Here is a 24,081-nt window from a genome sequence, read left to right as displayed (position 1 = left end):
TGAATCACCAGGGCCTGAATCACCGGGACGCAGTCACTTGGCCAGGGCGGGGGCTTCGACGGCTGGTTGCTTCGCTTCCTTCAGGACCTCGTTGAGCGGACCGAAGTCGGCGAACCCCTTGAGCGCCACGGCGGACTTCGCGACGCCCGCGGTGACGGAGTCCTGCGCCAGCTGCGGGAACTGCTCGGGGATCGGGTCCGTGGTCAGCTCGATGCCGGAGAACGCGCGGTCGAGCACGGCCGGGCTCAGCGAGCTGCCGGCGAGTTTCTTGAGCGCTGCGTTGACGACCGTCTTCGCGTCCGCCGGATTGGCCTTGGCCCAGTCGATGGCCGCCAGCTCGCCCTTCAGGACCGCGCGCACGGTGTCGGGGTGCTGCTGCAGGAACTCGCTGCGCACGATCACCACGGTGGTCGGGAACCGGCCGTCGGGCCACAGCGACTTCTCGTCGACGAGCACCTTCGCGCCGGCGTCGAGCACCAGCCGCGAGGACCACGGCTCGGGCAGCCAGCCGCCGTCGACGTCGCCCTTGCGGAAGGCGTCGAGCGTCTTCGGGTTGTCCATCGTGGTCACGGTGACCTGGCCGGTGAGCTGCTTGCCGGCGAGGAACTTCTTGAGCGCCACGTCCTGCGTGTTGCCCAGCTGCGGCGTCGTCAGGGTCTTGCCCTTGAGCTGGTCGACACTGGTGATGTCCGGCTTCACCACGAGCTGGGCGCCGCCCGAGACCGCGCCGGAGACCAGCTGGATGGCGCCTGCGGACTTGCTGAAGGCCGTGATGGCCGGGCCCGAGCCGATGAACGCCATGTCGAGCGACTTGCCGAGCAGCGCGTTGACCTCGTCGGGGCCGGCGTTGAACGTCTGCGTGGTCAGCTTCGTCTTGCCCAGCTGCTGGGTGAAGAAGCCCTTGTCGACGCCGATCAGCGCCGGCGCGTGGGTGACGTTCGGGAAGTAGCCGAGGCGCACCTCCGTCGCCGCGCCTTCGTCCGTGGCCGCGGCCTGGGGCCGCTCCGCGCGCGAACAGCCCACGAGTGCGCCCACTGCGGTCAGCGCGACGAGCGCGGCGGCGAACAAACGGGTTCTCGGAAGCTTGCGCACGGGTGGGCCCTTCCAGCGGTGACGGGTCCCGGCGAGGTTCGCACGGTCACTCACCCGGGCGCATCGACATCCGCATCGCGGGAAAACCGGTCGGAGGCCCTTGACAGGGGTGCCGTTACTTGCTCAGCAGCAGCGAGACGTCGCCGAACTCGTGCCAGAGGTACCTCCGTTCGACGGCCGCGTCGTAGGCGCGCTGCACCAGGGCGGGGCCGACGACGGCCTCGAGCAGGAGCAGATGCGAGGCCTCAGGCGTGTGCAGGCCGGTGACGAGCCCGTCGACGACCTGCGCCGGGTGGTCCGGGCCCAGCACCAGCGACGTCCAGCCCGACGCGGCGGTGACGGCGCCGTCCACCACGGCCGACTCCAGCGCGCGGACCGCGGTGGTCCCCACGGCGACGACGCGGCCACCCTGCGTGCGCACCCAGTTGACCAGCGCGGCGGTGGTGGCGGGGACGCGGTAGCGCTCCGCGTACGGCGGCTCCCCCGCTTCAGGCGACGAGACGCCGGTGTGCAGCAGGATCGGCGCGAAGAGCACACCGCGGGAGGCCAGCTGCGTCACGAGTTCCGCGGTGAAGGGGCGGGCGGCGCTGGGCATTTCGGCCGAGCCGGGGTCGCGGGCGAACACGGTCTGGTAGTCGGTGAGCGGCCACGTACGCGGGACGTAGCCGTAGCGGATGGGGCGGCCGACGAGCGCCAGGTACTTCCCGACGCCGCCTTCGACGTCGACGCGGGCGCGCCAGAGCCGTCGCCGGCCGGCGATGTGCGGCTCGAGCAGGGTGAGGCCGGCGCCGGCGGGCAGGGCGAGGTGCTCGCCTTCGCGGCCGTCGAGCAGCGGGCCACCGGGGGCGCGGAGTTCGACGACCCAGGTGCCCTCGTCGAACTCCACGGCGTCGAGCTCGGTGGAGAAGTGGACGCCGACGACGTGGTCGCCGCGCACGGCGTCGACGGCGGCGGGGAGCGTGCCCGAGGTGTTGACGACGAGCAGGTCACCGGGCCGCAGGTGGTCGCCGACCTCGCGGAACGTGGCGTGGTGGACCCCGTCCGGGCCCGCGGTGAGCAACCGGACCTCGTCACGGGCGAGGCCCCGTGCTTCGGGTGGTGCGACGGCGAGCAGGTCGTCCGACAGCGTGAAGCGCGTGTGCGGAGTGGTCACGAGCGCACCGCCGTGGCGAGGTCGGCGGCGCGGTAGCGGCCACTGGGCGGGCGTTCGTCGAGCAGCCTGAGGAACGCGGGCACGGCCGTCTCGGGCAGCGGGCGGTCGGAGATGTCCTCGCCGGGGAAGGCGAGCTGGTGCATGGCCGTGCGCAGGTCACCGGGGTCGACGGCGTAGACGGCGAGCTCCGGGTTCTCGACACCGAGCACGGCGGTGGCGTGGTCGAGCGCGGCTTTCGCGGAGCCGTAGGCACCCCAGCCCTCGTAGGGTTCGACGGCGGCGTCGGAGCTGATGTCGACGAGAGTGCCGTTCGCGGTTTTCAGCGCGGGCAGCAGCGTTCGAGTGAGTGCGAGGGGCGCGAAGACGTTGGTGCGGTAGACGGATTCCAGGGCTTCGAGCGGGTAGTCGGCCAGCGGCGGCAGCGGGCTGACGCCGAGGCTGCTGGCGTTGTTCACGAGCAGGTCGAGCCGCGGCCCGGCGGCCTCGGCGAGAGCGGCGCGGTGCGGAGGGTCCGTGACGTCGCCGGGCACGGCGGTGAAGCCGAGCTCGTCGGCCGTGGCCCGCAAGGCTTCTTCACCCCGCGCGGTGCCCAGCACTGTCCACTCGCGACGGACGAGGGCCCCGGCGAGGGCCCGCCCCAGACCGGCTGACGCGCCGGTGATGACGGCGACTGGCATGGTTCCTCCTGAAGTAGGTACCAACCAGCGTGCGACCTCTACTTTACTGGAGGTCAACCTTCTTTCCGCCGCGCAGGATCAAATACGCCACCAGCGAAACCACGAACCCCGCGTAGTACGCAAGATCCGCACCGTGCAGGGCGGCGGCGACAGGTCCGGTGTAGACGGTGGTGTTCATGAACGGCACCGCCGCCGCGAAGCCGACCAAGAACGCCACGAGCGCGGCCCACGACCGGGTGGGTTTCCGCAGCTCAGCGTCGATGTCGAAGCGCCGGCCGTGCTTCGTGCGACGCAGCCAGTCAGGCACCACGACGCCCAGGAACGGCGGGATCCAGTAGCTCACGAACAGCAGCACGTTCTCGAACTTCGCCGACAGGTCGCCGCTGTGCATCCAGAGGATGAGCACGAACGCCAGCACGGTCACCACGACCGCGGACACCGGGCGGCGCAGCCGCACGCCCACGGTTTGGAGGGCGAGCGAGCCGCTGTAGTCGTTCATGGCGTTGGACGACACGGCGGCCAGCGCGATCACCAGCAGCGCCAGGCCGCCGACCAGACCGCCGCCGACCAGCTGCGAGACGCCGGCGGCAGTCTGGTCGCCCAGCGCCGAGCCGAGCGCGAGGCCGATGCCCTCACCCAGCGCGTACGACGCGACGAGCCCGAGCAGCGTGAACCAGAAGACCCCGGCCGGCTTCGTGTCGGCGGGCAGGTAGCGGCTGAAGTCGGCGGCGTAGGGCGCCCACGAGATGGCGAGGCTGAGCGTGATCGTGGAAAACAGCACGATGGCGCCCGCGTAGTCGCCGCCGGTCGCGGTGTCGGTGAAGGTGATCGGGTGGTCGAGGACGACCTTGACCGCGAGCGCCACGAACGCGACCACGAGCACCGCGCTCATCACGGCCTGCACGCGGTGGATCACGGCGTAGCCGAACACGCCGAGCAGGCATTGCAGGGCCAGCACGAGCACCACGGCGAGCCAGAACGGCAGCCCGGTGAGCTCCGCCAGCGCTTCGCCGCCGAACAGTCCCACCAGCGCGTCCCACGCGATGCTGCCGAGCCACTGCACGAGCCCCGGCAGCACCACCGTGCGGCCGAACGGCAGGCGCGCGAGCGGCAGCTGGCCCGCGCCCGTTCGCGGGCCCCAGGTCGACAGGTACGCGGGCGGCAGCGAGCCGAGGATCGTGCCGACGAGCGCGACGATGAACCCGGTCGTGAAGCCCAGCCCCAGCGTCGAACCGAGCGTGCCGGTGAAGACGGCGGTCATGGTGAGGTTGGGCGCGAACCACACGCTCGCGAGCCGCCACGGCCGGCCGAACCGGTTCGCCTCGGGCACGGGCCTGATGCCGTGCGTCTCGATGGCGAAGTCGCCCGCGCCGGACGGCATGCGTCCCCCGAAGACTTCCGCGTCGATCCCGCTCATGTACTGGCCCTTCTCCCGTTTTGCCGGGTGTCATGATTGCCGCTGGCCGGGGTTGGGGGAAGCTTCCGCGACGAACGTCTCCCCTGCCAGGAGAAGTTCGGGTCGAGGAGATCGAAGGAGACCGAGTTTCCCAGGTTGTTGGCGACCTCGACCACCGTCCCGGAAACCACGATCCGCTCGAACGGGTTCGACCACAACGCCACCGCCCAGCGGAGGTTTCCCGCGAGATCGTCGTGGCCGTCGGATGTTCACGCGGCGGGTTCAGGCCGAAACTCCTTCGACGGCCCACGGCCCCGCTGGCACGATGATCGAATGGGGGTTCTGGCGTCGCGGCGCTTTGCCGTGTTCTTCGGCGCGCGGATGGTGTCGTTGCTCGGCAGTTCGATGACGCCGGTGGCGCTCGCGTTCGCGGTGCTCGACGCCAGCCCGGATTCCGGGGACCTCGGCATCGTGCTGGCGTCGAACATGGTGCCGATGCTCGCGTTGCTGCTGGTCGGCGGCGCGGTGGCCGACCGTTTCCCGCGTGACCTGGTGCTGCGCGTCGCCAATCTGGGCAGCGGCGCGACCCAGCTCGTGGCGGCGGGGGTGCTGCTGACGGGGAACTACTCGCTGCCGTTCCTGGTGTGCACGGAGTTCGCCAACGGGGTGCTCACGGCGTTCACGACGCCGGCCCTGCGCGGGATCGTGCCGCAACTGGTCGACCGGGGGTTGTTGCGTCAGGCGAACTCGATGCTGTCCTCGGCGCGCAACATCTCGAAGGTGGCGGGGCCTTCCGTCGCGGGCGTCCTCGTGGCCACCGTCGGAGGCGGCTGGGCCATCGCGGCGGACGGCTTATCGTTCGTGGTGGCCGGCCTGGCGTTCAGCTTTCTCCGCCTGCCTCCGGTCGTCGGCTCGTCGCGGGCGGGCGTCCTGCGTGGCATCCGCGAGGGCTGGCACGCGTTCCGGCGGATCACGTGGCTGTGGCAGATCGTGGCGGCGTTCACGGTCGTCAACATCGCGCAGACCGGCGTCTGGCAGGTCCTCGGGCCGACCATCGCGCGCGCCACCATCGGCGAGGCGTCGTGGGGTGCGGTGCTGAGCGTGCGGGCCGCGGGGGTGCTGATCACGGGTGTGGTCATGTACCGGGTGGCGGCTCGCCGGCTGCTGAGCTTGGGGCAGGTGTGCGCCGCTTTGTCGGCCACGCCGCTGATCGTGCTGGGGACTTCGCCCGGTTTCGTCGCGCTTGCTGCCGCGGCGCTGGTGGCGGGGCTCGGCGGTGGGGTCGCGAACGTCGCGTGGGATACGACGGTTCAGGAGAACATCCCCGACCATTTGCTCTCGCGGATGGCCGCTTATGACGACTTCGGGTCTTATGTGGGGATTCCGATCGGTCAGCTGTCGGCGGGACCGTTGGCTTCGGCGTTCGGCGCCGGGCCGGTGGCCACGGCCGGTGGGGTGGTGCTGGCGGTGGCGGCGTCGGTGCCGTTGTTGTCGCCGGTGGTGCGGAAGATGCGCCACACACCGGCGGAGGCCGGTTCGTCGGCGGGTGGCGGCGGCTAGGTTGAAGTGCCAGGCGAGCCGCCGCCACCGGGCTCCCCTCAGTCGACGACCAGGCCGCCGGTCACGTTGGCGATCGCGCCGGTCATCGCGCTGGAGCGGTCTGAAGCGACGAACGCGGCCACGTTGGCGATCTCGGCGACCGTGGGCAGCTTCTTCCGCAGCGTCAACGCCTCCATGCGGTCCTGGAACGCGTCGCGGCTGATGCCGTACGCGTCGGCGTGCAAGCCGTAGACCTCGGCGAGCTGCGTCGTCTCCGGCATTCCCGCCGCGTTCAGGCACACGACGCGGACACCGTGTGGTCCGAGCTCGGCCGCCAGGCCCCGTGACAGCGATTCGACCGCCGACCACGCCGGCGCCATCCCGCCCATTCGCGGAGTGGCTGTTCGCGACGGAGATGCGGTGATCGTGAGGATCACCCCCGATCCCTGCTCGATCATGCGCCGTCCCGCGGCCCGGGCGGTGACGAAGGTGGCCATGGGGTAGGTGGTCATAGGCAGAGCGAAGGCCTCGGGAGACAGGTCGACGAGCCGGGTGCCCTGAATACCCGTCTGCGGGAGGCTGGTCGCGTTGAACGAAACGTCGAACGATCCCGCCTCTCTCACCACCGCGTCGGCGTGCGCTTCGACGGCGTCGACCTCCAACACGTCCACCGTGGCGACGTCGGCGACACCGCCCTCGGCCCGGATCTTCTCGGCGACCACCTCCAGACCGGCGCGGGTGCGCCCGGCGAGGAAGACCCGGGCTCCCTCGGCGGCGAAGGCCAGCGCGACGGCGCTTCCGATCGCGCCGCCCGCTCCGTAAACGATCGCGTTCTTCTTGTCCAGCAGCACTTTCAGCTCCTGATCTTCTCGACGGCGGTCTTCAGGTCGGCCAGGGCCGAGCGGTAGAAGCGGGGGCCGTAGGACACTCGGGCCACGCCGAGCTCCCGCAGTGCGGACAGCTCCAACTGCTCGCCCGTGTTGCCGTTGACCGGGCCGGGCAGCTCGGCGACGAGCGTGGCGAGGTCACGCCGGTCGCGTACGCCGATCGGGTAGACGCAGTCGGCGCCCGCGGCTCGGTAGAGCCGACCCCGGCGGATCGCTTCCGCGAGCCGGTCCGGTTCCGGGATTCCGCTGGTGGGCAGGAAGGTGTCGACACGGGCGTTGATCACGATCGGGACGCCGGCGCCCTCGGCGGCGGCGCGGACGGCCGCGAGCCGGTCGGCCTGCGCACCGGCCTCGACCAGCCCGCCGTTGCGGTGGTCGCTGTCCTCCAGGTTGCAGCCGGCCGCGCCGATGTCCAGCAAGCGGTCGACCAGTTCACGCGGCCGCATGCCGTATCCCGCTTCGGCGTCCACGGTGACCGGAACCGAAACCGCGCGGACGACGCGTCCGGCCGCGGCGAACATCTCCTCCCACGGCGCACCCTCACCGTCGGGATGGCCGAGCATCGCCGAAATGGCGGCGCTCGCGGTGGCGACCGCGGGAAACCCCGCTTCGGCCACGATCGCCGCGCTCGCCGCGTCCCACACGTTGGGCAGCACGAGCATCTCTCCACTGTGGAGCTCGCGCAGCCGTTCGGCACGAACCTTCACATCCGTCACGTCAGTGGTCATGGGGCGTCCTCCGCATCAGATCTTCTCGGCCCGCGCCTTGCGGGCCGGAACTCAGTCGACAACGACCCCGCCGGTCAGGTTGGCGACCGTGCCGGTCATCGCGGCCGCCTTCTCAGAGGCGACGAAAGCGGCCACCTCGGCGAACTCCGCCAGCGTGGTCGCACGCTTGCGGTGGGTCGTTTCGGCGACAACGGTCGCGAACTGTTCCTTCGTGATGCCGAGCGCGTCGGCGTGCAACCCGAAGACGACATCGATCGTCGAGGTCTCCTCCATGCCCGTGGTGCGCAGGCAGACGGCCCGGACCCCGAACCGCGCGTATTCCACCGAGAGTTCCCGGTTGAGGGCTTCGAGCGCGGCCCAGGCAGGGCCCATTCCGCCGAGCATCGGGACACCCACCCGCCCTGGTTCCGGTGTGTGCATCAGGATCACGCCGGACCGCTGAACCGTCATGCGGCGCGCAGCGGCCCTGGCGGTGACGAAGTGCGCCCGGGTGTAGGTGGTGATCGGCACCAGGAAACTCGCCACCGGCAGGTCGGTCAGCGGGATTCCTTGCAGGCCTTGCTGCGGAATCCCGACCGCGTTGAAGGAGATGTCGATCCTTCCCGCCGCCTGCACCACCGCGTCGCAATGGCTCTCCACGGCCGTTTCGTCGAGTGCGTCGACCACCGCTGTCTCCGCCGCTCCGCCGATCTCCTTGGCCAGTGCGTCGAGCTTGGCGAGGTCCCGGCCAGTCAGAAAGACCCGCGCCCCTTCACTGGCGAAAGTTCGGGCCACGGCGCTGCCGGCCGCGCCGGCGGCACCGTAGACGATCGCGTTCTTGCCTTCGAGCAGCATGGTCCGCTCCCCTTTTTCGCTGTGGTCGATTCCGGGATCAGACACGCTGGGCGCTCGCCGCCGCGATCGCCGCGTACTGGCGCTCCAGCTCCTTCGCCGCCCCAGTGCGCCAGCTTTCGGCTTGGGACTGGGCCATGGGATCCGGAAAGATATCCTCTTCGCCCTTTTCCACCCCGTCGAAGATCCCGCGCGCGACGGACTCCGGGGAGGCCTTCGGAATGTCGACGCCTCGCGACATGTCGGTGTCCACGATGCCGGTGAGGACAGCGTGAACGCTGACTTGGTGTTCGGCGACCAGCGCGCGCAATGATTGTGTGAGGGAGAACGCGGCGGCTTTCGAGATCGAGTAGGCCGGGATGAGCGGGAACGGGGCGAACGCGTTGACCGACAGGTTGTTGACGACGGCGCCGGCGGACCGCATCAGCAAGGGCAGGAAGGCCTGGGTCACGCTGTGGGTACCGAAGAGGTTCACGGCGAGGTGCTGCTGGAGCACCGAGCGATCACTCAGGTCGTCGTAAAGCGCGATACCCGCGTTGTTGACGAGGACGTCGAGAGCTTCGACCTCGGCCGCGGCTTCGCGGATCTGTGCCGCGTCGGTCACGTCCAGGGCGAGCGCGGTGACCCTCCGGTCAGCGTGGGCCGAGGGGTGCCGCATCCCGGCGTAGACCCGCTTCGCGTTTCGCTTCAGGGCTTCCTCGACGAGCGCCTGTCCGATGCCACGGTTGCTTCCGGTGATGAGAACGGTTTTGCCTGCGATGCTCGTGATGATGACGATCTCCTCTGTCTCGGGTGGCGGTTTCGGACCACCACCCGAATAGAGACAACCGGGCTTGCGTGAACTCATCGGGAATCCGGGCTCCGGCCGAAGAGAGCGAGCAGTCGTTCGCCCGGTGTCGCCGTCGCCGGGGAACCCAGGGAGGTGGCGAACGCCCGAACTTCGGCACCGGCCTCGACCAGGGGCCGCGACACAGCGAGCAGACTCCGCGCCAGTTCGGCGGGAATGAGGTGTTGTGCTCCGCAGCTCTGCGAAATGTCCCAGCCGTGCACGACCATTTCGGTGGCCGCGGTGTACACCACGATCTCCGCCGGAACCCGCCGATCCCCGACCTCGCACCAGCGGTCGCCCGGCAGGACAAGAGCCCACGCGACCACGAGGTCGACGAGGCGGGCGCGGATCGCGGCGACCGGATCCGCGTCGGGCTCCGGGCCGCCGGCGTACGGTGGCTCGCTCGCGGTCAGCACTCCGGTGAGATCTTCCAGCGACGCTCGGACGTGGCGGAGCAGGTCACCCAGGGTCCAATCCGGGCACGGAGTCCGTGTCGACAGATCGGCGTCGCGCGACAACAGGACGCTGCGCAACAGGTACCGGGCGGCGCCGCCGAGGACGGACCGCTCCTCGCCGCCGGGACGCGCGAGCGGCCCGCTCACGTCCGGGCAGCGCGCGGAGTGGCAGGTGGTGCCGGTACCACCGCAGGCAGGTCGAAGGCGGCGATCAGGCCGGGATCGAGAAAGGCGTTGATGCGGGCGACGTGCGCGCCGATCAGCGAAAGAACCTGCACGCCGTAGGCGTGGAAAGCGCCATCGCCGCCGCGCTGGTACACGGCGAAGGCGGGGGCGCCGTTGGCGCGCGTGGCGATCAGGCGCCACTGACCCGGCGTGCTCAGGACCTCCCTGGCCAAAAACGCGCACACCACGTCGGCGCCGGTGAACCACGTGGGAATCGGAGGCATCTCCAGCTCGACGTCGGCCCGCAGCAGGTTCGCCAGCGCGGCGACGTCCGCGTATTCGAAGGCCGCGACGTAGCGGTCGAGAAGGTTCCGCAGCTCGGGTTCCGACGGTTCGGCGAGGTCGTCCGCAATCGGACCGGCCTGAGCCAGCTGGGCCCGGGCGCGTTGCAACGCGCTGGTGACCGCGGCGACGGAGGTGTCGAGCATCTCGGCGACCTCTCTGGCGTGCCAGCCGAGGACGTCGCGCAGGATAAGGACCGCGCGCTGCCGCGCGGACAGCTGCTGCAGGGCCGCGACGAACGCCAGCCGCACCCCGGCGCGGCCGGACACGACCGTCGCGGGGTCGGCGGTGGAGGCGTGCAACAGGCTGTCGGGCGCCGGCTGCAGCCAGGGGATGTCCGCTTCCGGCCCGCCGAGCGCCACCTCGGCGTCGTCCGACGGCGCGCTGAGGCCCGACGGCAGCGGTCGGCGCCGGCGGTTCTTGAGCGCGGTCAGGCACGTCGTGGTCGCGATCTTGTACAGCCACAACCGCACCGAGGAGCGGCCCTCGAATCGGTCGTAGTAGCGCCAGGCGCGCAAGTACGTTTCCTGCACGAGATCTTCCGATTCCTGCAGCGAACCGAGCATCCGGTAGCAGTGCGCGAGCAGCTCCGGACGATGACGGTCGGCGAGCTCTGCGAACTCCGCCTCGCCGGCGGCCGTCATCGCCGAGCCACCCGGCCGCGACCGGCCCCGGTGGCCGGTTCTTTCGCGTCGGTGAGGTCAGGCGTCGTCATAGCGGTCCTCCGTCCCGTCGGCCGGTGGTCCGGCGTCCTGGTAGAGACAATCGGGCGCCCGCAAACTCATCGCTGAAGCGAGGGTGAATCTCGGACGTAGCGCCGGTCCGGGTCGGAGAAGTGGTCCGGCCGGGGCTGGGCCGCCGACGTCGTCGAACCCGACCTCGGAAACGACGCAGGCCCCCACCCTGCCGAAACGCGGCAAAGTGGGGGCCTGCACCGACCCTCAGTAGCGGATCACACGAGCAACAAGAACGGCAAGCCGTTCGGCGAGCCCAGGCCGGTGACGTCGTCGTAGCCCTTGGTGGTGTGGATCGTCAGGTTGGGGTAGTCGAGCGTGCGGGCGGAGGTCAGCAGGCCGTCCGACGCGTCGACGCTGTTGGCGAAGTCCACGCGCTGCACGGCGGCGTCCACGTGTTTCACGTCGTAGATCGTGCCGGTGCGTGACGTGAGCTGGTAGAGCGCCGGGTTGATGAAGCCGTGGTGGAAGTGGTCCAGGCTGTCGGCCACGGCCATCACGCCCGCGAAGACCGGGGACGCCAGGCTGGTGCCGCCGATGCGGTACTGGTCGTAGTAGTCGCCGTCGGGGAAGCGCTGGGTCTGGCCCACGAGCATGCCGGTGTTGGGGTCGGCGACCGCGGAGATGTCCGGGACGACGCGGCCCTTGGCCTTGCCCTTCTGGTTCTTCGTGGACAGCGCGTCCGGCACGATGCCCTTCTGGTACGCCGGCTGCGGGAACACGCGGCTGGTGCCGCCGCCCGCGCCGCCGTTGAAGGCGCCCGGGAAGGACGGGGCGTAGGCGCCCGCGGTGAGCGTGGACTTGCCCGTCTCCCAGCCGGTCTCGAAGGTCCGCTTGCCGGACGCGTCGACCGCCAGCGAGGTGCCGCCGACGGCGGTGACCCACGGCGAGGAAGCCGCGAAGTCCGGCGAAGGCGTGCCGAGGCGTGCGACCTCGTCACCGTTGTCGCCGGAGGAGAAGTACACGCCGATGCCCTCGAGCGCGGCCTGCACGGCGATCTGGTTGAACGCCTTGATCTCGTCGGCCGGCAGGTCCTCGCCGGTGTCGCCGTAGGAGTTCGACACGATGTCGGCCTTGTGGCCGGCGATGATGTAGTTCAGCGCGGTGTCGAGCGAGAGGTCCTCGCAGTCGGAACCGCCGACGTAGAGGATGTTCGCACCCGGCGCGAGGCCGTGGGCGGCTTCGACGTCGAGGGTCTCCTCGCCGTACCAGCCCGAGGCGTCGCACTGGTCCGGGCCCTCGTCGGCCGGGTTGACCGGGAAGACGTGCTGGCTGAACTGCGCCTTCGTCAGCGGGTGCGCCGGGTCGTTGCGCTTGGCGTACTCCGACGCGTCGGCGTAGATGGTCGGCGACGCGAAGGCGTCCACGATCGCGATCGTGGTGCCGCGGCCGTCGGCGCCGAGCTTGGCGGCCTGGTCGAGGCCGTACGCCGAACGCAGCTGCGCCGGCTTGTAGCCGCACGGCGCGTACGGCAGCTGCTTGCCGTTGTACGCCGGGTCGGTCGTGTCGGTCTTCTGGCCGTAGTAGTCGCTGCACGGGCCCGAGTTGCGGAAACCTGCGCCGGGAGGCGCGGTCGCCGGACCGGAAGACTTCGCGGAAGCGGTGTCGGCACCCGAGGTGTGGTCCGGCTTCAGCAGGCTCGTCGCCTGGTCGACGCCCACAACACCCAGCACGGAGGAAGCAAGCGTTGCCGGCACGGACAGGTTCTTGTCCGCCGCCCGCAGCGTCTGGCCCTTCACGGCGTACTTGCCGAGCGTGACGTCGAACGCCTTCTGTACCTGGTCCGCCGTACCGACGGCCTCCACGTACGCGCGGTTCGACGGCACGTCGCCGATCTGGAACCCGGCGCCCGACAGCCACGTCTTCACCGCGGACACGGTCTGGTCCGAAGCGGTGAAGCGGTCGCTCACCTGCTCCGGCGACAGGTACTGCCGGTAGCTCTTGGACTGCGGGTCGGACACGCCCGCCGCCACGGCTTCGGCACTGGCCTCGTCACGCAGGTTCAGGTACACGCGGAAGTCCAGCTTCGACGCCGGCGCGGTGTTCGCGACCTTGGCCCCGGGGTTCGCCCAGAGCGGGTGCGACGCGGGGATGTCGGCCCGGCCCGGGGCCGACGCCGCAGACGCCAGCCCCGGCGTGGCGGCCGCGAGGCCACCCGCCATCGCCAGCGAAAGGAACACGGTGAGACTTCTTCGCACAGGCAACTCCCTCGTGAATCGCGGCGCCAGGCCGCAGACGTCCGGCCCGAGACTAGGTCCGCACCGGCCGCCGGGGAAGCGTCCCGCCCACCGGTGCGGAACCGTTATCTCGAAGCCGCACTCGATCTTCGTTGGCACACAAGGAAGAAGTCCGGTTCGTCCGCGCTGTCCCGAGTGGAATGTCGTCTAATGGAACAAAAGTCCGATTCCAAAGTTCCGCATCGCGGTATCACGGAGCACGCCGGGCGGGGAAGCACCACCTACTTCCGTCGGTTGCTCACACCGCCTGCAGCCCCTTCGAACCCGCACCGACCACGAAACTCTTGTCCGTCTTGATCACCAGCTTCGCCGGGTCGTTCACGCTCGTGTCCGACACCACCACGAAATCGGCCAGCATCTGCGCCGGCGTCGCGGTGACGCGCACGTAGCCGCGTTCTCCCTTGCAGTACTTGATGTGCGGGTTGTTCGCGAGCCACGCGGCCGACGGCGGCGCGGCGTCGTCGCTGTTGGACGTGACCGAGGTGGTCACCAGCTCCGAGCCGACGATCGGGTCGCTGTGGTCGAAGTAGTCCTTGCGCAGGTCGGCCGCCCAGTGCCGGTGGACGTCGCCGGTGAGCACCACCGGGTTCGGCACCCCGCGGTCGATCCAGCCTTGCGTGATGCGATCGCGCGAAGCCTGGTAGCCGTCCCACGAGTCCGGGCTCTCGCACGTGGTCGAATTGCCGTCGCCGTCGCGCTGGGCGAAGAACACCTGCTGGCCCAGGAAGTCCCACGTCGCCGGATGCGTCTCGAACGCCTTGAGCAGCCACTGTTCCTGCGCCGTGCCGGTGATCGTGCGCGAGGTGTCGCGGTACGGACCGCACGCCGTGCCGGTGACCTGCGCGCTGCGGAACTGGCGGGTGTCCATCATGTGGAAGCGCGCGAGGTTGCCCCAGAGGAACTGGCGGTACAGCTGGATCGACGAGCCGTTGGGCTTGGCCGTGGACCGGATCGGCATGTGCTCGTAGAACGCCTGGAACCCGTAACCCTTGCGGGCGGCCGAAGCCGGGCTCGTGGTGGAGTTCCAGTTGTTCATCACCTCGTGGTCGTCGAACACGACCAGCCACGGCGCCAGCGCGTGCGCGGCCTGAAGGTCCACATCGGTCTTGTGCTGGCCGTGCCGAGCCCGGTACAGCGCCAACGTGGTGGTGTCCGAAGGCACCGCGAGCCGCCGCGGGTTGAGTTCCGCCTTTTTGCGCCCGGAAGGCTTTTCGTAGATGTAGTCGCCGAGGAACAGCACGAGGTCCGGATCGTCGCGCACCACGCCCTTGTACGAGTGGTACCAGCCTTCCTCCCAGTGCTGACACGACGTGAAGCAGTACTTCAGCTGGTTCACGGCCGCACCCGCGGCGGGCGCCGTGCGCGTGCGCCCGACCGGCGAAATGTAGCCGGCGGTCTTGAAGCGGTAGAAGTACTCGCGCGCCGGCTCGAGACCCGTCGGCTCGATGTGCACGCTGTGCGCCGACGCGCGCACCGCGTTCACCGAACCGCTTTGCACGATCGAGGAAAACGCCTCGTCGTTCGCGATTTCCCAGTCCACCGCGTACGTCGCGTCGGGCATGCCGCCGAAGCCGTCGGCGTTGAGCGGCGCGGGCGCGAGCCGCGTCCACAGCACCACGCTGTCCGGCAACGGGTCGCCCGAGGCGATGCCGAGCTGGAACGGGTCGTGGATCGCCGGGGCGGCGACGGCGGTGCGCGCGTTGGCCCACGACGGCAGTGCGGTCGTGGCCGCGGCCGCAGTCACGGCGGCGAGTCCGCCCAGCAGCACCGAGCGCCGGTTCACCTGGCCCATGTCAGGGGATCCTTTCGGGGAGTAGGGGTTGTCAGGCCGCGAAGTCGGTCAGGCCGGCGCTGCAGCCGGCGAACGTCGGCGGCGAGGTGTTGTGGCCCGTGCAGACCTTGTAGAAGACCCACTTGCCCTTCGCGACGGGCGCGGCTTTGTCCACCGATGTGCCGTCTCCGCCGGAAGCCCAGACGTAGTACGGGCCCGAGCCGTCGGCGAGCCAGTACTGCACGACGCCGGAGCTGCCGTCGGCGTTGGTGTCGTAGGCGACGAAGTGCGCGTCGGACGAGCGGAACACGCCTTCGGCGGCGCAGGACGCGGCGCACTGGGCGCTGCCGGTACCGGTGCCGCAGTCGGGTGCGACGCGGCCGTCGGAGCCGGTCTGCACGTAGCCGTCGGACACGTAGCCGCCGAGCGCGGGCACGTAGTCCCAGATCGTGGTGGTGCCGAGCGGGCCGGCCACAGAACTCCCGGTGGTCTGGCACTCGATGGCGATGGTCGCGCCGTTGGCCACCGTCTTCACGGCGGTGGCGGCGGCATTGGGTGCGCGGCGGACGTTGAGCGGGTCACCCGCGGTCTGGACCTTGCCGGGCACCGTGGCAAACGCGGGCACCGCCGCGGAAAGCCCGAACCCGCCGATCGCGGCCAGGACAACCCCGAATCCGGCGAGGCGCCGGAGCTTCGAACGCTTCATGGCCATAGCGTGTCGAAGCCTTGTACACGACCCGTACAAATCGCGATATAGGGGACGTGAACCGCCGAATGGATCTAGCTAACCTGCGCAAACGCTCCTAGCATGCCCGGTCATGGGGACCTTGCCGCTCAGGCGGGTAAATTGTTGACTTCGCTGGCGTTCCGAATTCTCGGACCGTTGGAGGTCATTGCTGAAGGCCGGACCGTTCCATTGGGCGGGCCGAAGCCGAGGTTGCTGCTGGCCGCGCTGGCTTTGCAGCCGAATGTCGTGGTGTCCACCGAAGTGCTGGTCGAAATCCTCTGGCCGGGTACCGCACCTCGCTCCGCGGCAGCCAACATCCGCACCTACGTCCATTCCCTCCGCAGGCGGCTCGCGGAAACGGCACCCGAGCTGGGTGACCGCATCAGCAGCCGGGCGTCGGGATATCTGCTCTCGGCCGCAGACGAAGAACTCGATCATGTTCTGTTCGCCAACCACGCTGCCGAAGCGCGGAAAGCGTTCGAACGCGGTGACGCGGAAGTGGCGCTCGCGTTGCTCGACAAAGCCGACGCGCTTTGGCGCGGCGAAGTACTCGAAGGCCTGCCCCACGACCACGGCTGGGGCGCGGCGATCGCGCGGCTGGCCGAGCTGCGGCTGTCGGTGCAGGAGCAGCGGCTGCGGGCCCGCCTCGCGCTGGGGCGCCACGGCGAGGCGATCGCCGAGCTGCGCGGCCTCGTCACCGAACACCCGTTGCGCGAACAGCTGTGGCAGCAGCTCGTGACGGCGCTGCGCGACGGCGGCCGGATCGCCGAGGCCGTGGAGGCCTACGAGCTGGCCGAGCACACGCTGGAAGAAGAGCTCGGGGCGAAGCCCGGGCCCCGGCTGCGGGAGTTGCGGGCCACGCTCGTGGCGCCCGCCGCGGTGCCCGGGCTGCCGGCCGAACTCGCGGTGCCGCGGCCGCGAGCTCAACCGGAGCTGCCGATCTGCCAGCTCCCGCTCGACCTGCCGGACTTCACGGGCCGCGAAGACGTGGTCGGCCGGCTGGTCACGCGCCTGCGGGAGCACGGCGAGACGGGCCGGCCGACGGTGGTGGTGCTCTCGGGCGCGCCCGGCGTCGGCAAGTCCGCCATCGCGGTCCGGGTGGCCCACGCGGTGCGCGACGCGTTCGGGGACGGGCAGCTCCACGTGGACCTCGCCGGCACATCGTCGTCGCCAAGGGCGCCGATGGGTGTGCTCGCGGAGTTGTTGCGCGCGCTCGGCATTCCCGACGCGGGCCTGCCGCGCGATCTGCCGGAACGGTCAGCCCTGCTGCGCTCGCGCCTGGCCGGCAAACGCATGTGCGTGGTCCTCGACGACGCGGGCAGCGCCGCCCAGGTGCGGCCGCTGCTGCCGGGCACGGGCGCCTGCGCGGTGCTCGTGACGAGCCGGGTGCGGCTGCCCGACCTCGACGGCGCGGTCGCGGTCGACGTCGACCTCCTGCCCGAACCGGAGGCCGCGCGGCTGCTGGAGGGCATCGTCGGGGCCGAGCGCGTGGCGGCCGAACCCGACAACGCCGCCGCGATCCTGCGCCAGTGCGGGCACCTGCCGCTCGCGATCCGCGTGGCCGGGGCGAAGCTCACCAACCGGCCCAGCTGGTCGCTGCGGATCCTCGCCGACCGGCTGCACGACGAGCGGCGCCGGCTCGACGAGCTGCGCGTCGGCGACCTCGCCGTGCGCGCCAGCGTGACGCTGAGCTACGACCTGCTGCCGATGTCGGCGGCCGCGGCGTTCCGCTGGCTGGGTGCGCTGGGGCCGATCCAGTTCCCCGCCTGGGTGGTCGCGGCCGCGCTGGGCCGCTCGTCGGCCGACGACGTGCTTGACGTGCTCGTCGACGCCCACCTGGTGGAGCTCGTGGCATCCGACGCCACGGGCCAGCCGCGGTATCGCCTGCACGACCTGCTCCGCGTGTACGCGGCGGAGCTGGCCGGGCGGGACGCGCCGGAGAAGACGCGACGCGCGGCGCGACGGGTGCTCGAGGGTTACCTCGCGCTGGCCGTCGCGGCGGCGGAGCGGATGCCGATCCACTTCTTCGGCCAGTACCGCGACCAGGCCGTGCCGTACCCGGACCTGCCGGACGGGTCGGAGCAGCTCCTGGCCGACCCGGCCGCGTGGTTCGCTGCGGAGCGCCATTCCGGCGTCGCCGCGGTGACGCTGGCCGCGCAGCTCGGGTTCGACGACCTGGCGTGGCAGCTCACGGCCGCGTTCACGCCGTACTTCGACCTGCGCGGGCACCAGGACGACTGGCACGCCACCCACGAGGTGGCGCTGGCGGCGGCCCGGCGCGCGGGGGCCGTGCACGGCGAGGCGATCGTGCAGCGCAACCTGGGGCAGATCCACCTGTACCAGGACAGCTACGCCGAAGCGTTCGTGGCGTTCGACGCGGCGCGGGAACTCTACGAACGCGTCGGCGACGCACAGGGCACCGGCATCGCGCTCGCCGGGCTCGGCACGATCCTGCGCATCCAGGGCGACAACGACCTCGCGCTGGAACGCTGCCACGAAGCGTCGAAGCTGTTCGCCGAAGCCGGCGACCGGCACGGCGAGGCGGTGATCCGCATCGCCGTGGGTGCCGTCTGGATGGCGCAGAAGTGCTACGCGCCGGCCAAGCGGTGGTTCACCGACGCGCTCGAGCTGGCCGCCGCGATCGGCGACCGGCACCGCGAGGCCCACGCCCTGCAACGGCTCGGGCTGCTGCACCAGCACGAGGGCAACCTCGGGCCCGCGCGCGAGTTCGTGACGCGCGCGATCGCCGTGTTCACCGATCTGGGCGACGACCACTGCGTGGGTTACGCCAACCAGAACCTCGGTGAGCTGTGCCTGCACAGCGGCGATTTCGCCCACGCGCAGCTGCTGCTGGTCAACTCGCTGAGCGTGCACCGCCGCAACGGCGACCGGCGCTCGGAGGCCGAGGTGTCGCAGCTGCTCGGTGAGCTGCATTCCGCGCTCAGCCAGCCAGAACGCTCGCGCACGTACTCCGAGCGGGCGCTGGCGATCTGGCGGGAGCTTTCGGCGCGGCCGCAGCAGTCGGCGCTGGAAACACGGCTGGAGTCCACTCCGGGTGAGGGGCCGCGGATCGTGTCCGCCTGACCCGTACGCGCGGGCTCGCTTGCGCGGCAAGGGGTCCTGTCGAGACGACGATTGCGTCTCGACAGGACCCCTTTGTCGTGGAGGAGCGGGAATGGTCCGAAGAGGTCTGGTTCGGCGGGTGCTCGTGGTGCTGGCGGCGGTGCTCACGGTGGTACCCGTGACGCCGGCCGCCGCGGCCGGGTCATGGCGGGTGGATCTGTCCACGGTGGACGGTGACGACGTGAACGTGTCCTCGGTTTCGGGTTTCCTGACGTTGGCCGACTCGGCGTGGAACCCGGTGACCGCACGGAGTTCAGGCGTTCTCGTCACGGCAACCCGTCGCCTCGCCTCCTCGGTGGGCCGGGTGACCGCACAGGTGGCGGACGCCGTCCCGGCCGGCACCGCCGTGGAGGTCGACGTCCGGGGCCGCGACACGGCCGGCGACTGGACCGAGTGGACACCGGCGGGCCAGGAGCTCCCGTTCGCCGTCGAGGTGGTGCAGGCCCGGATCTCCCTGTCCGGCACGGCGTACGGCGTGCGACCGGCCGTGCGCTCGGTGGCGCTCACCGCGTCGGGCGGCTCGGCGCGGGACGCGGTCGTCACCGAGCCGTTGACCTACCGGATCTACGCGACGCGCGAAGGCCTCGTCGGCGGCAAGACGTCCAACGGTCACGTGATCGCCAGCAGCGACCACTTCGTGTCGTTCCCCTCCACGAAATCGGTGTCCCCCAAGGGAACCGGCTCGTACACGGCGAAGGTCTGCCGCACCGACGGCACCCGCTGCGAGTTCGCGCCCGTGTGGGAGGTCGGCCCCTGGAACACCCACGACGACTACTGGAACCCGGCGCAGGAGCGCGCCACCTTCCCCACGCTGCCGCAGGGCACGCCCGAAGCGCAGGCCGCGTTCGAGGACGGCTTCAACGGTGGCAAGGACTCCCGCGGACGTGCGGTGAAAAACCCGGCCGGGATCGATCTCGCCGACGGCGTCTTCTGGGACGGCCTCGGCCTCACCGGCAGCTCGTGGGTCGACGTGACTTACCTCTGGACCGGCACCGGCGGCCCCGCCGGGGTGATCACCACCGCCGGTGCGCCGCTCAACCTGCGCGAGAGCCCCAGCACGTCAGCGGCGACAAAGGGCGTCGCCGCGCCCTACGCACGCGTGCCGATCGAGTGCTCGGTGCCCGGTGAGTCCGTGAGCGGCGCCCTCGGCACCAGCGCGATCTGGGACCGCATCGGTCCGGACCTCTACGTCTCGGACACGTACGTGAAAACCGGCACCACCGGTCCCGTCGTGCCGATATGCCCTTGAGCTGCGATGACAGGCGACCAATACTGGACAATTCGCCAAGCCTGAGGGGGCAGCATGACCACACTCGACACGAAAGACGTGACTCCGTTGCGGCGGGGGTTCGCGGGGACCGTCTTCACCTCGGCCGACGACGGTTACGCCGACGCGCGGAAGATCTGGAACGGCCAGATCGACCGGCACCCGGCCGTGATCGCCCAGGTCGCCGGCACCGCGGACGTCGCGACGGCGCTGGCGTTCGCCCGCGAGCACGGGCTGCCGGTGAGCGTGCGCGGCGGTGGGCACAGCTTCGGCGGGTTCTCGATGTGCGACGACGGCGTGGTGATCGACCTGAGCGCATTGCGCGCGATCACCGTGGACACGCACACGCGCACCATCCGCTGCGGCGGCGGCACCACGTGGGCCGAGCTCGACGCGGCGGGCCAGCAGGAGGGGTTGGCGGTCCCGGGCGGCACGATCAGCGACACCGGCATCGGCGGTCTGACGCTCGGCGGGGGCGTCGGCTGGCTGACCGCGCGCCACGGCCTCAGCGTCGACAACCTGCTCTCGGCCGACGTCGTCACGGCCGATGGTGTGCCGCTGCACGCGTCGGCGGACGAGAACGCCGACCTGTTCTGGGCCCTGCGCGGCGGGGCCGGCAACTTCGGTGTGGTGACGGAGTTCGAGTTCCGCGCGCACCCGGTCGGCCCGATGATCGAGCTGGGCCTGTTCTTCTGGCCGCTCGCGCAGGGTCCCGAGGCACTGCGGTTCATCCGCGACACGGTCGCGACGCTGCCGCCGACGATGGGCGCGATGCTGGTGGGACTCAACGCGCCGCCGGCCGACTTCGTGCCGCCCGAAGCGCACTTCGCGCCCGGGTACGCGCTGGTCATCGCCGGGTTCGAGGGCCCGGAGGAGCACGCCGAGGTGGTCGCGCAGGTCCGGCGCGGGCTGCCGGCGGCGTTCGAGCTGGTGACACCGATCCCGTACGTCGGTCTGCAGCAGATGCTCGACGAAGCGGCTCCGCGCGGGCTGCTGGCGTACGAGAAGGGGCTGTACGTGGACGAGCTGAGCGACGAGGTGCTCAACGTGATCGCCGAGTACCTGCCGCGCAAGTCGTCGCCGCTGTCGATCACGCCGATGTTCGTGATGCGCGGGGCCTACTGCAGCGTGGCCGAGGACGCGACGGCGTTCGGCGGCACGCGCACGCCCAAGGTCGCCGTGAACCTCGCCGCGACCACCGCCGATCCGCAGGAGTTCGAGGCGGACCGCGAGTGGGTGCGCGCGTTCTGGACGGCGCTCACGCCGTTCGCCTCCAGCGCCAGCGGCTACGTGAACTTCATGACGGAGTACGACGAGAACCGCGTGCGCGCGGCGTACGGCGCCGAGAAGTACGACCGGCTGGCGCTGATCAAGGCCAAGTACGACCCCGGCAACGTCTTCCACCTGGGCGCCAACATCCGGCCCGCGGTGGCCGTCTGACACGTCGTCGGACCGAACCAAGGTGCCGGCTGCCCAGGGACACGGCGGCCGGCACCCACTTTGGCCGGGAACTCAGTGCCCGGACAGGTCGATCGCCTTGTCGAGCTCACGGGGCTTCAGCACGCGCAGGATGCCTTCGAGCAGGTAGTAGTCCGCGTACGGCAACGAGATCTCGATCCCGTCCTCGGCCGGGCGGTTGCGCGTGCAGCGGGCCACCACCGCGTCGGCGCGGGTCGACTTCGTCGTGAGGCACGTGCGGGAAGTCGCCTCCAGCAGGCGCAGACCGGCGGCGCGGTACTCCGGGCGGCCCGCGGCCGAGGCGAGGTCGATGAGGCCGCACGCCATCACGACGCCGGCGGAGGCGTCCTTGATGTCGTTGGGCGCCTGCGGGGCGGTGTAGTCCCACACCGGCACGTTGTCCGGGGTGAGGGCCTTCAGCGCGAAGTCGGCGAGCCGTCGCGCGGTGGTGAGGAACGAGCGGTCGCCGGTGCGGCGGTACATCGTGGTGAATCCGTAGATGCCCCACGACTGCCCGCGCGACCAGCACGACGCCGGGCTGTAGCCCTGCACGGTGTTCGGCCCGATCTCCGCGCCGGTGGCCGGGTCGAAGTCGAACACGTGGGGCGTGGAGCCGTCGGGGCGCAGGAACACGCGCTGTGCCGTCTTCGCGTGCTCGATGGCGATGTCGAGGTACTGGCTGTCGCCGGTCTGCTTGGTCGCGAAGTCCAGCAGGTCGAGGTTCATGATCGTGTCCATGATGATCCGGCCCGCGTCCTTCGGGTCGGTCAGCGAACCCCAGGCCCGGATGAAGTGGCCCTTGGCGTTGTAGCGCTTGATCAGCGACGAGGCCGCCTGGATCGCGCCGGCGCGCCACTTGTCGTCGCCGGTGACGCGCCACGCGGTGACCCACGACGGGTAGAACAGGAATCCGAGGTCGTGCGTGCTGGTGTCGTTCTGGCGCGGCGCCAGTTTGTCGGCCGACGCGAGTGCGAGCGTGCGGAATTGTTCGTCACCGGTGTGCAGGTATGCCATCCAGAGTGTGCCGGGCCAGAATCCGCCGACCCAGTCACCATTCTGCGAAAAGGCCCATTTCTCGAACTTGGTCCCGGTGGGAAACGAGGTGACACCCGGCGCGACGGCGCGCAGCTTCTTCACCGCATAGTCTGCCGCTGAGCGGAACACCTTCTCCTTGCTCGCGATGTCGGACACTCCCTGCTCCGAAGCCCCTCGCTCGGAAGCCGCTGCCGGAACGGTGCTGGTCGCGGTCGCCGCCACGGCGGCACCGGCCGCGGTGGTCAGCAGGGTACGCCGGGAAACGCTCACGATTGCCCGCCATTTCACAGTCGTGGAAAACGCCAATGGGGAAATGCCTCACGAGAAGGCCGCCTGCAGTTTACTAATCCGGCCAAAAGTAGGCCGCCCCCCACACGGCACGCAACTGTTGCCACGAAGCCATTCGGCCGTGACTGTGGTCGGATTAGTAATAATCGGCACCGTACACGACCGTCATGTGCTTGTACACCCACCAAAGCGTGCTTTCACGGTTGTGAATTGTTCATGGATGTGAACTCGCTATTCCACGCTCCGGACCGGAGTGAACCACGTGCTCACTCCGGTCCGGACCACTCAGTGGTGGTGGTGCGCGTGAACCACGGCGTGCCCCTTGCCTCGGCCGATCATCCACTTGTTCACCGGCACCGTGATCACGAAGGCGACGATGAGCGAGAACAACAGCGAGAGCCAGAACAGCGCCGACGCCAGGCCCGCGTCCATCGCGCCCGGGACCACGACGATCACGAGGTTGTCGACGATCTCCATCACCGCGATCGACACGGTGTCGGCGGCCAGCGCGACCTTGAACGCCGCGGAGAGGCTCAAGCCCGACTTCAGGACACCGCGCATGGTCAGGCCGTAGCCGAAGACGAACGCGAGCACGATCGAGAGCACCACGGTGGCCGCGTTGGGCAGCCCGAACGCGGTGCCGAGAACCATGCCGAGCACCTCACCGATGGCACAGCCGGTGAGGCAGTGCAGCGTCGCCTGGATCGCGGTGGACCAGGACGCGCCATGCTGGTGGTCAGTCATGTCGCCCACTATACCCCCTTAGGGTATCTCAACGCTGGGGAATGTCACTGTCACGGTCAGCCGCCGAGGAGCGACTTCATCGTGGTGATCTCGGCCTCCTGGGTGTCGACGATCCGCTGGGCCATGGCCTTCGCGTCCGCACTGCTCCCCTGGGCCAGCTCGGTGCGCGCCATCGCGACGGCACCGCTGTGGTGCTGGATCATCAACTCGAGCCACTTGCGGTCGTAGGCCGCGTCGCGCAGCTGGTCGAGGCCGGCGGTGTCGACCATGCCGGGCATCTGACCGTGATCCATGCCGCCCATCGGTGTAGGCGTCGGTGCGCCCCAGGCCTTCAACCACGCCGTGAGCTGGTCGATCTCGGGCTGCTGAGCCTGCTGGATCTGCTTTGCCAGCGTGATCACACGCTGGTCGCCGGTGTGCTGCGGCACGGGCCCGGACATCTCCACGGCCTGACGGTGGTGCGGGACCATGTCCTGCGCGAACGTGACGTCCGCGGCGTTGTGATCAGCGGGCGGGGCGGCGGTCTGCGACGAGCAGCCGACGAGCACGGCGGCGATCGCGGGCGCCGCGATGCCCGCCAGGAACTTGCGATTCATGACGTTT

General features: G+C 70.3%; 20 protein-coding genes. 4 read left to right on the top strand and 16 right to left on the bottom strand.

The window, feature by feature from the left end:
• Nucleotides 1-33: 33 nt before the first annotated feature.
• From ABZU76_RS37815 to ABZU76_RS37800, 4 genes are all read right to left on the bottom strand, one after another.
• The gene (locus ABZU76_RS37815; protein ID WP_354878756.1) at nt 34-1,092 is read right to left on the bottom strand and encodes an ABC transporter substrate-binding protein; all 1,059 of its coding nucleotides are present in this window, start codon (nt 1,090-1,092) and stop codon (nt 34-36) included.
• Nucleotides 1,093-1,207: 115 nt separating this feature from the next.
• Nucleotides 1,208-2,245: an S-adenosylmethionine:tRNA ribosyltransferase-isomerase gene (locus ABZU76_RS37810; protein ID WP_354878753.1), complete on the bottom strand. Its 1,038-nt coding sequence runs from the start codon at nt 2,243-2,245 to the stop codon at nt 1,208-1,210.
• Entirely contained in the window at nt 2,242-2,922 is a 681-nt protein-coding gene (locus ABZU76_RS37805; protein ID WP_354878750.1) for an SDR family NAD(P)-dependent oxidoreductase, read from the bottom strand. The genes ABZU76_RS37810 and ABZU76_RS37805 overlap by 4 nt, the downstream gene beginning before the upstream one ends.
• Before the next feature lie 43 nt (nt 2,923-2,965).
• On the bottom strand, nt 2,966-4,339 hold the full coding sequence (locus tag ABZU76_RS37800) for a cytosine permease (protein WP_354878747.1): 1,374 nt from the start codon (nt 4,337-4,339) through the stop codon (nt 2,966-2,968).
• 312 nt (nt 4,340-4,651) lie between these two features.
• Between ABZU76_RS37800 and ABZU76_RS37795 the strand changes: the two genes are divergently transcribed.
• The gene (locus ABZU76_RS37795) at nt 4,652-5,878 is read left to right on the top strand and encodes an MFS transporter (protein ID WP_354878744.1); all 1,227 of its coding nucleotides are present in this window, start codon (nt 4,652-4,654) and stop codon (nt 5,876-5,878) included.
• Between the two features lie 38 nt (nt 5,879-5,916).
• Here ABZU76_RS37795 and ABZU76_RS37790 read toward each other — a convergent pair whose 3' ends face one another.
• The 9 genes from ABZU76_RS37790 to ABZU76_RS37750 form a co-directional block, all read right to left on the bottom strand.
• Nucleotides 5,917-6,708, bottom strand: coding sequence for an SDR family oxidoreductase (locus tag ABZU76_RS37790; RefSeq protein ID WP_354878741.1), 792 nt, complete (start codon nt 6,706-6,708; stop codon nt 5,917-5,919).
• A 2-nt stretch (nt 6,709-6,710) separates the two neighbouring features.
• Nucleotides 6,711-7,472 carry an isocitrate lyase/phosphoenolpyruvate mutase family protein gene (locus tag ABZU76_RS37785; RefSeq protein WP_354878738.1) on the bottom strand — a complete coding sequence of 254 codons (762 nt, stop codon included), beginning with the start codon at nt 7,470-7,472 and terminating at the stop codon, nt 6,711-6,713.
• Nucleotides 7,473-7,523: 51 nt separating this feature from the next.
• Complete coding sequence (locus ABZU76_RS37780; protein ID WP_354878736.1) at nt 7,524-8,306, bottom strand: SDR family oxidoreductase; 783 nt, start codon at nt 8,304-8,306, stop codon at nt 7,524-7,526.
• 37 nt (nt 8,307-8,343) lie between these two features.
• The gene (locus ABZU76_RS37775) at nt 8,344-9,150 is read right to left on the bottom strand and encodes an SDR family NAD(P)-dependent oxidoreductase (RefSeq protein ID WP_354878733.1); all 807 of its coding nucleotides are present in this window, start codon (nt 9,148-9,150) and stop codon (nt 8,344-8,346) included.
• Nucleotides 9,147-9,734 (bottom strand): TIGR03086 family metal-binding protein, encoded by a 588-nt coding sequence (locus ABZU76_RS37770; RefSeq protein WP_354878730.1) that lies wholly within the window; start codon nt 9,732-9,734, stop codon nt 9,147-9,149. Before ABZU76_RS37770 ends, ABZU76_RS37775 begins: the two co-directional genes overlap by 4 nt.
• Nucleotides 9,731-10,738, bottom strand: a complete 1,008-nt coding sequence (locus ABZU76_RS37765; RefSeq protein WP_354878727.1) for a sigma-70 family RNA polymerase sigma factor — start codon at nt 10,736-10,738, stop codon at nt 9,731-9,733. The genes ABZU76_RS37770 and ABZU76_RS37765 overlap by 4 nt, the downstream gene beginning before the upstream one ends.
• Before the next feature lie 308 nt (nt 10,739-11,046).
• Entirely contained in the window at nt 11,047-13,026 is a 1,980-nt protein-coding gene (locus ABZU76_RS37760; protein ID WP_354878724.1) for a S53 family peptidase, read from the bottom strand.
• Between the two features lie 277 nt (nt 13,027-13,303).
• Nucleotides 13,304-14,857, bottom strand: a complete 1,554-nt coding sequence (locus ABZU76_RS37755) for an alkaline phosphatase D family protein (RefSeq protein WP_354878721.1) — start codon at nt 14,855-14,857, stop codon at nt 13,304-13,306.
• A gap of 31 nt (nt 14,858-14,888) precedes the next feature.
• A complete protein-coding gene (locus tag ABZU76_RS37750; protein WP_354878718.1) occupies nt 14,889-15,542 on the bottom strand; it encodes a hypothetical protein in 654 nt (217 codons plus the stop codon).
• Between the two features lie 102 nt (nt 15,543-15,644).
• On the opposite strand from ABZU76_RS37750, the gene ABZU76_RS37745 reads away from it, so the two are divergent.
• The 3 genes from ABZU76_RS37745 to ABZU76_RS37735 all read left to right on the top strand — a co-directional run bounded on the left by ABZU76_RS37745 (nt 15,645) and on the right by ABZU76_RS37735 (nt 21,393).
• Entirely contained in the window at nt 15,645-18,647 is a 3,003-nt protein-coding gene (locus ABZU76_RS37745; protein ID WP_354878716.1) for a BTAD domain-containing putative transcriptional regulator, read from the top strand.
• A 91-nt stretch (nt 18,648-18,738) separates the two neighbouring features.
• On the top strand, nt 18,739-19,935 hold the full coding sequence (locus ABZU76_RS37740) for a hypothetical protein (protein WP_354878713.1): 1,197 nt from the start codon (nt 18,739-18,741) through the stop codon (nt 19,933-19,935).
• Between the two features lie 54 nt (nt 19,936-19,989).
• Complete coding sequence (locus tag ABZU76_RS37735) at nt 19,990-21,393, top strand: FAD-binding oxidoreductase (protein WP_354878710.1); 1,404 nt, start codon at nt 19,990-19,992, stop codon at nt 21,391-21,393.
• 72 nt (nt 21,394-21,465) lie between these two features.
• On the opposite strand, the gene ABZU76_RS37730 is transcribed toward ABZU76_RS37735, so the two are convergent.
• The 3 genes from ABZU76_RS37730 to ABZU76_RS37720 all read right to left on the bottom strand — a co-directional run bounded on the left by ABZU76_RS37730 (nt 21,466) and on the right by ABZU76_RS37720 (nt 24,074).
• Complete coding sequence (locus tag ABZU76_RS37730; RefSeq protein ID WP_354878707.1) at nt 21,466-22,716, bottom strand: glycoside hydrolase family 88 protein; 1,251 nt, start codon at nt 22,714-22,716, stop codon at nt 21,466-21,468.
• A 303-nt stretch (nt 22,717-23,019) separates the two neighbouring features.
• Nucleotides 23,020-23,478, bottom strand: a complete 459-nt coding sequence (locus ABZU76_RS37725; RefSeq protein ID WP_354878704.1) for a DUF4396 domain-containing protein — start codon at nt 23,476-23,478, stop codon at nt 23,020-23,022.
• A gap of 56 nt (nt 23,479-23,534) precedes the next feature.
• Nucleotides 23,535-24,074, bottom strand: a complete 540-nt coding sequence (locus ABZU76_RS37720) for a DUF305 domain-containing protein (RefSeq protein ID WP_354878701.1) — start codon at nt 24,072-24,074, stop codon at nt 23,535-23,537.
• Nucleotides 24,075-24,081 lie beyond the last annotated feature (7 nt).

This window comes from Amycolatopsis sp. NPDC005232 (genome assembly GCF_040607795.1).
Classification (GTDB): domain Bacteria; phylum Actinomycetota; class Actinomycetes; order Mycobacteriales; family Pseudonocardiaceae; genus Amycolatopsis.
This window is presented reverse-complemented; position numbering and strand designations above follow the sequence as displayed.

Excerpts from the sequence above, each read along its gene's own strand:
- ABZU76_RS37805 (WP_354878750.1), bottom strand. The coding sequence starts at position 2,922 with ATGCCAGTCGCCGTCATCACCGGCGCGTCAGCCGGTCTGGGGCGGGCC.
- ABZU76_RS37800 (WP_354878747.1), bottom strand. The coding sequence starts at position 4,339 with ATGAGCGGGATCGACGCGGAAGTCTTCGGGGGACGCATGCCGTCCGGC.
- ABZU76_RS37795 (WP_354878744.1), top strand. The coding sequence starts at position 4,652 with ATGGGGGTTCTGGCGTCGCGGCGCTTTGCCGTGTTCTTCGGCGCGCGG.
- ABZU76_RS37785 (WP_354878738.1), bottom strand. The coding sequence starts at position 7,472 with ATGACCACTGACGTGACGGATGTGAAGGTTCGTGCCGAACGGCTGCGC.
- ABZU76_RS37780 (WP_354878736.1), bottom strand. The coding sequence starts at position 8,306 with ATGCTGCTCGAAGGCAAGAACGCGATCGTCTACGGTGCCGCCGGCGCG.
- ABZU76_RS37775 (WP_354878733.1), bottom strand. The coding sequence starts at position 9,150 with ATGAGTTCACGCAAGCCCGGTTGTCTCTATTCGGGTGGTGGTCCGAAA.
- ABZU76_RS37765 (WP_354878727.1), bottom strand. The coding sequence starts at position 10,738 with ATGACGGCCGCCGGCGAGGCGGAGTTCGCAGAGCTCGCCGACCGTCAT.
- ABZU76_RS37755 (WP_354878721.1), bottom strand. The coding sequence starts at position 14,857 with ATGGGCCAGGTGAACCGGCGCTCGGTGCTGCTGGGCGGACTCGCCGCC.
- ABZU76_RS37750 (WP_354878718.1), bottom strand. The coding sequence starts at position 15,542 with ATGAAGCGTTCGAAGCTCCGGCGCCTCGCCGGATTCGGGGTTGTCCTG.
- ABZU76_RS37745 (WP_354878716.1), top strand. The coding sequence starts at position 15,645 with ATGCCCGGTCATGGGGACCTTGCCGCTCAGGCGGGTAAATTGTTGACT.
- ABZU76_RS37740 (WP_354878713.1), top strand. The coding sequence starts at position 18,739 with ATGGTCCGAAGAGGTCTGGTTCGGCGGGTGCTCGTGGTGCTGGCGGCG.
- ABZU76_RS37735 (WP_354878710.1), top strand. The coding sequence starts at position 19,990 with ATGACCACACTCGACACGAAAGACGTGACTCCGTTGCGGCGGGGGTTC.
- ABZU76_RS37725 (WP_354878704.1), bottom strand. The coding sequence starts at position 23,478 with ATGACTGACCACCAGCATGGCGCGTCCTGGTCCACCGCGATCCAGGCG.
- ABZU76_RS37720 (WP_354878701.1), bottom strand. The coding sequence starts at position 24,074 with ATGAATCGCAAGTTCCTGGCGGGCATCGCGGCGCCCGCGATCGCCGCC.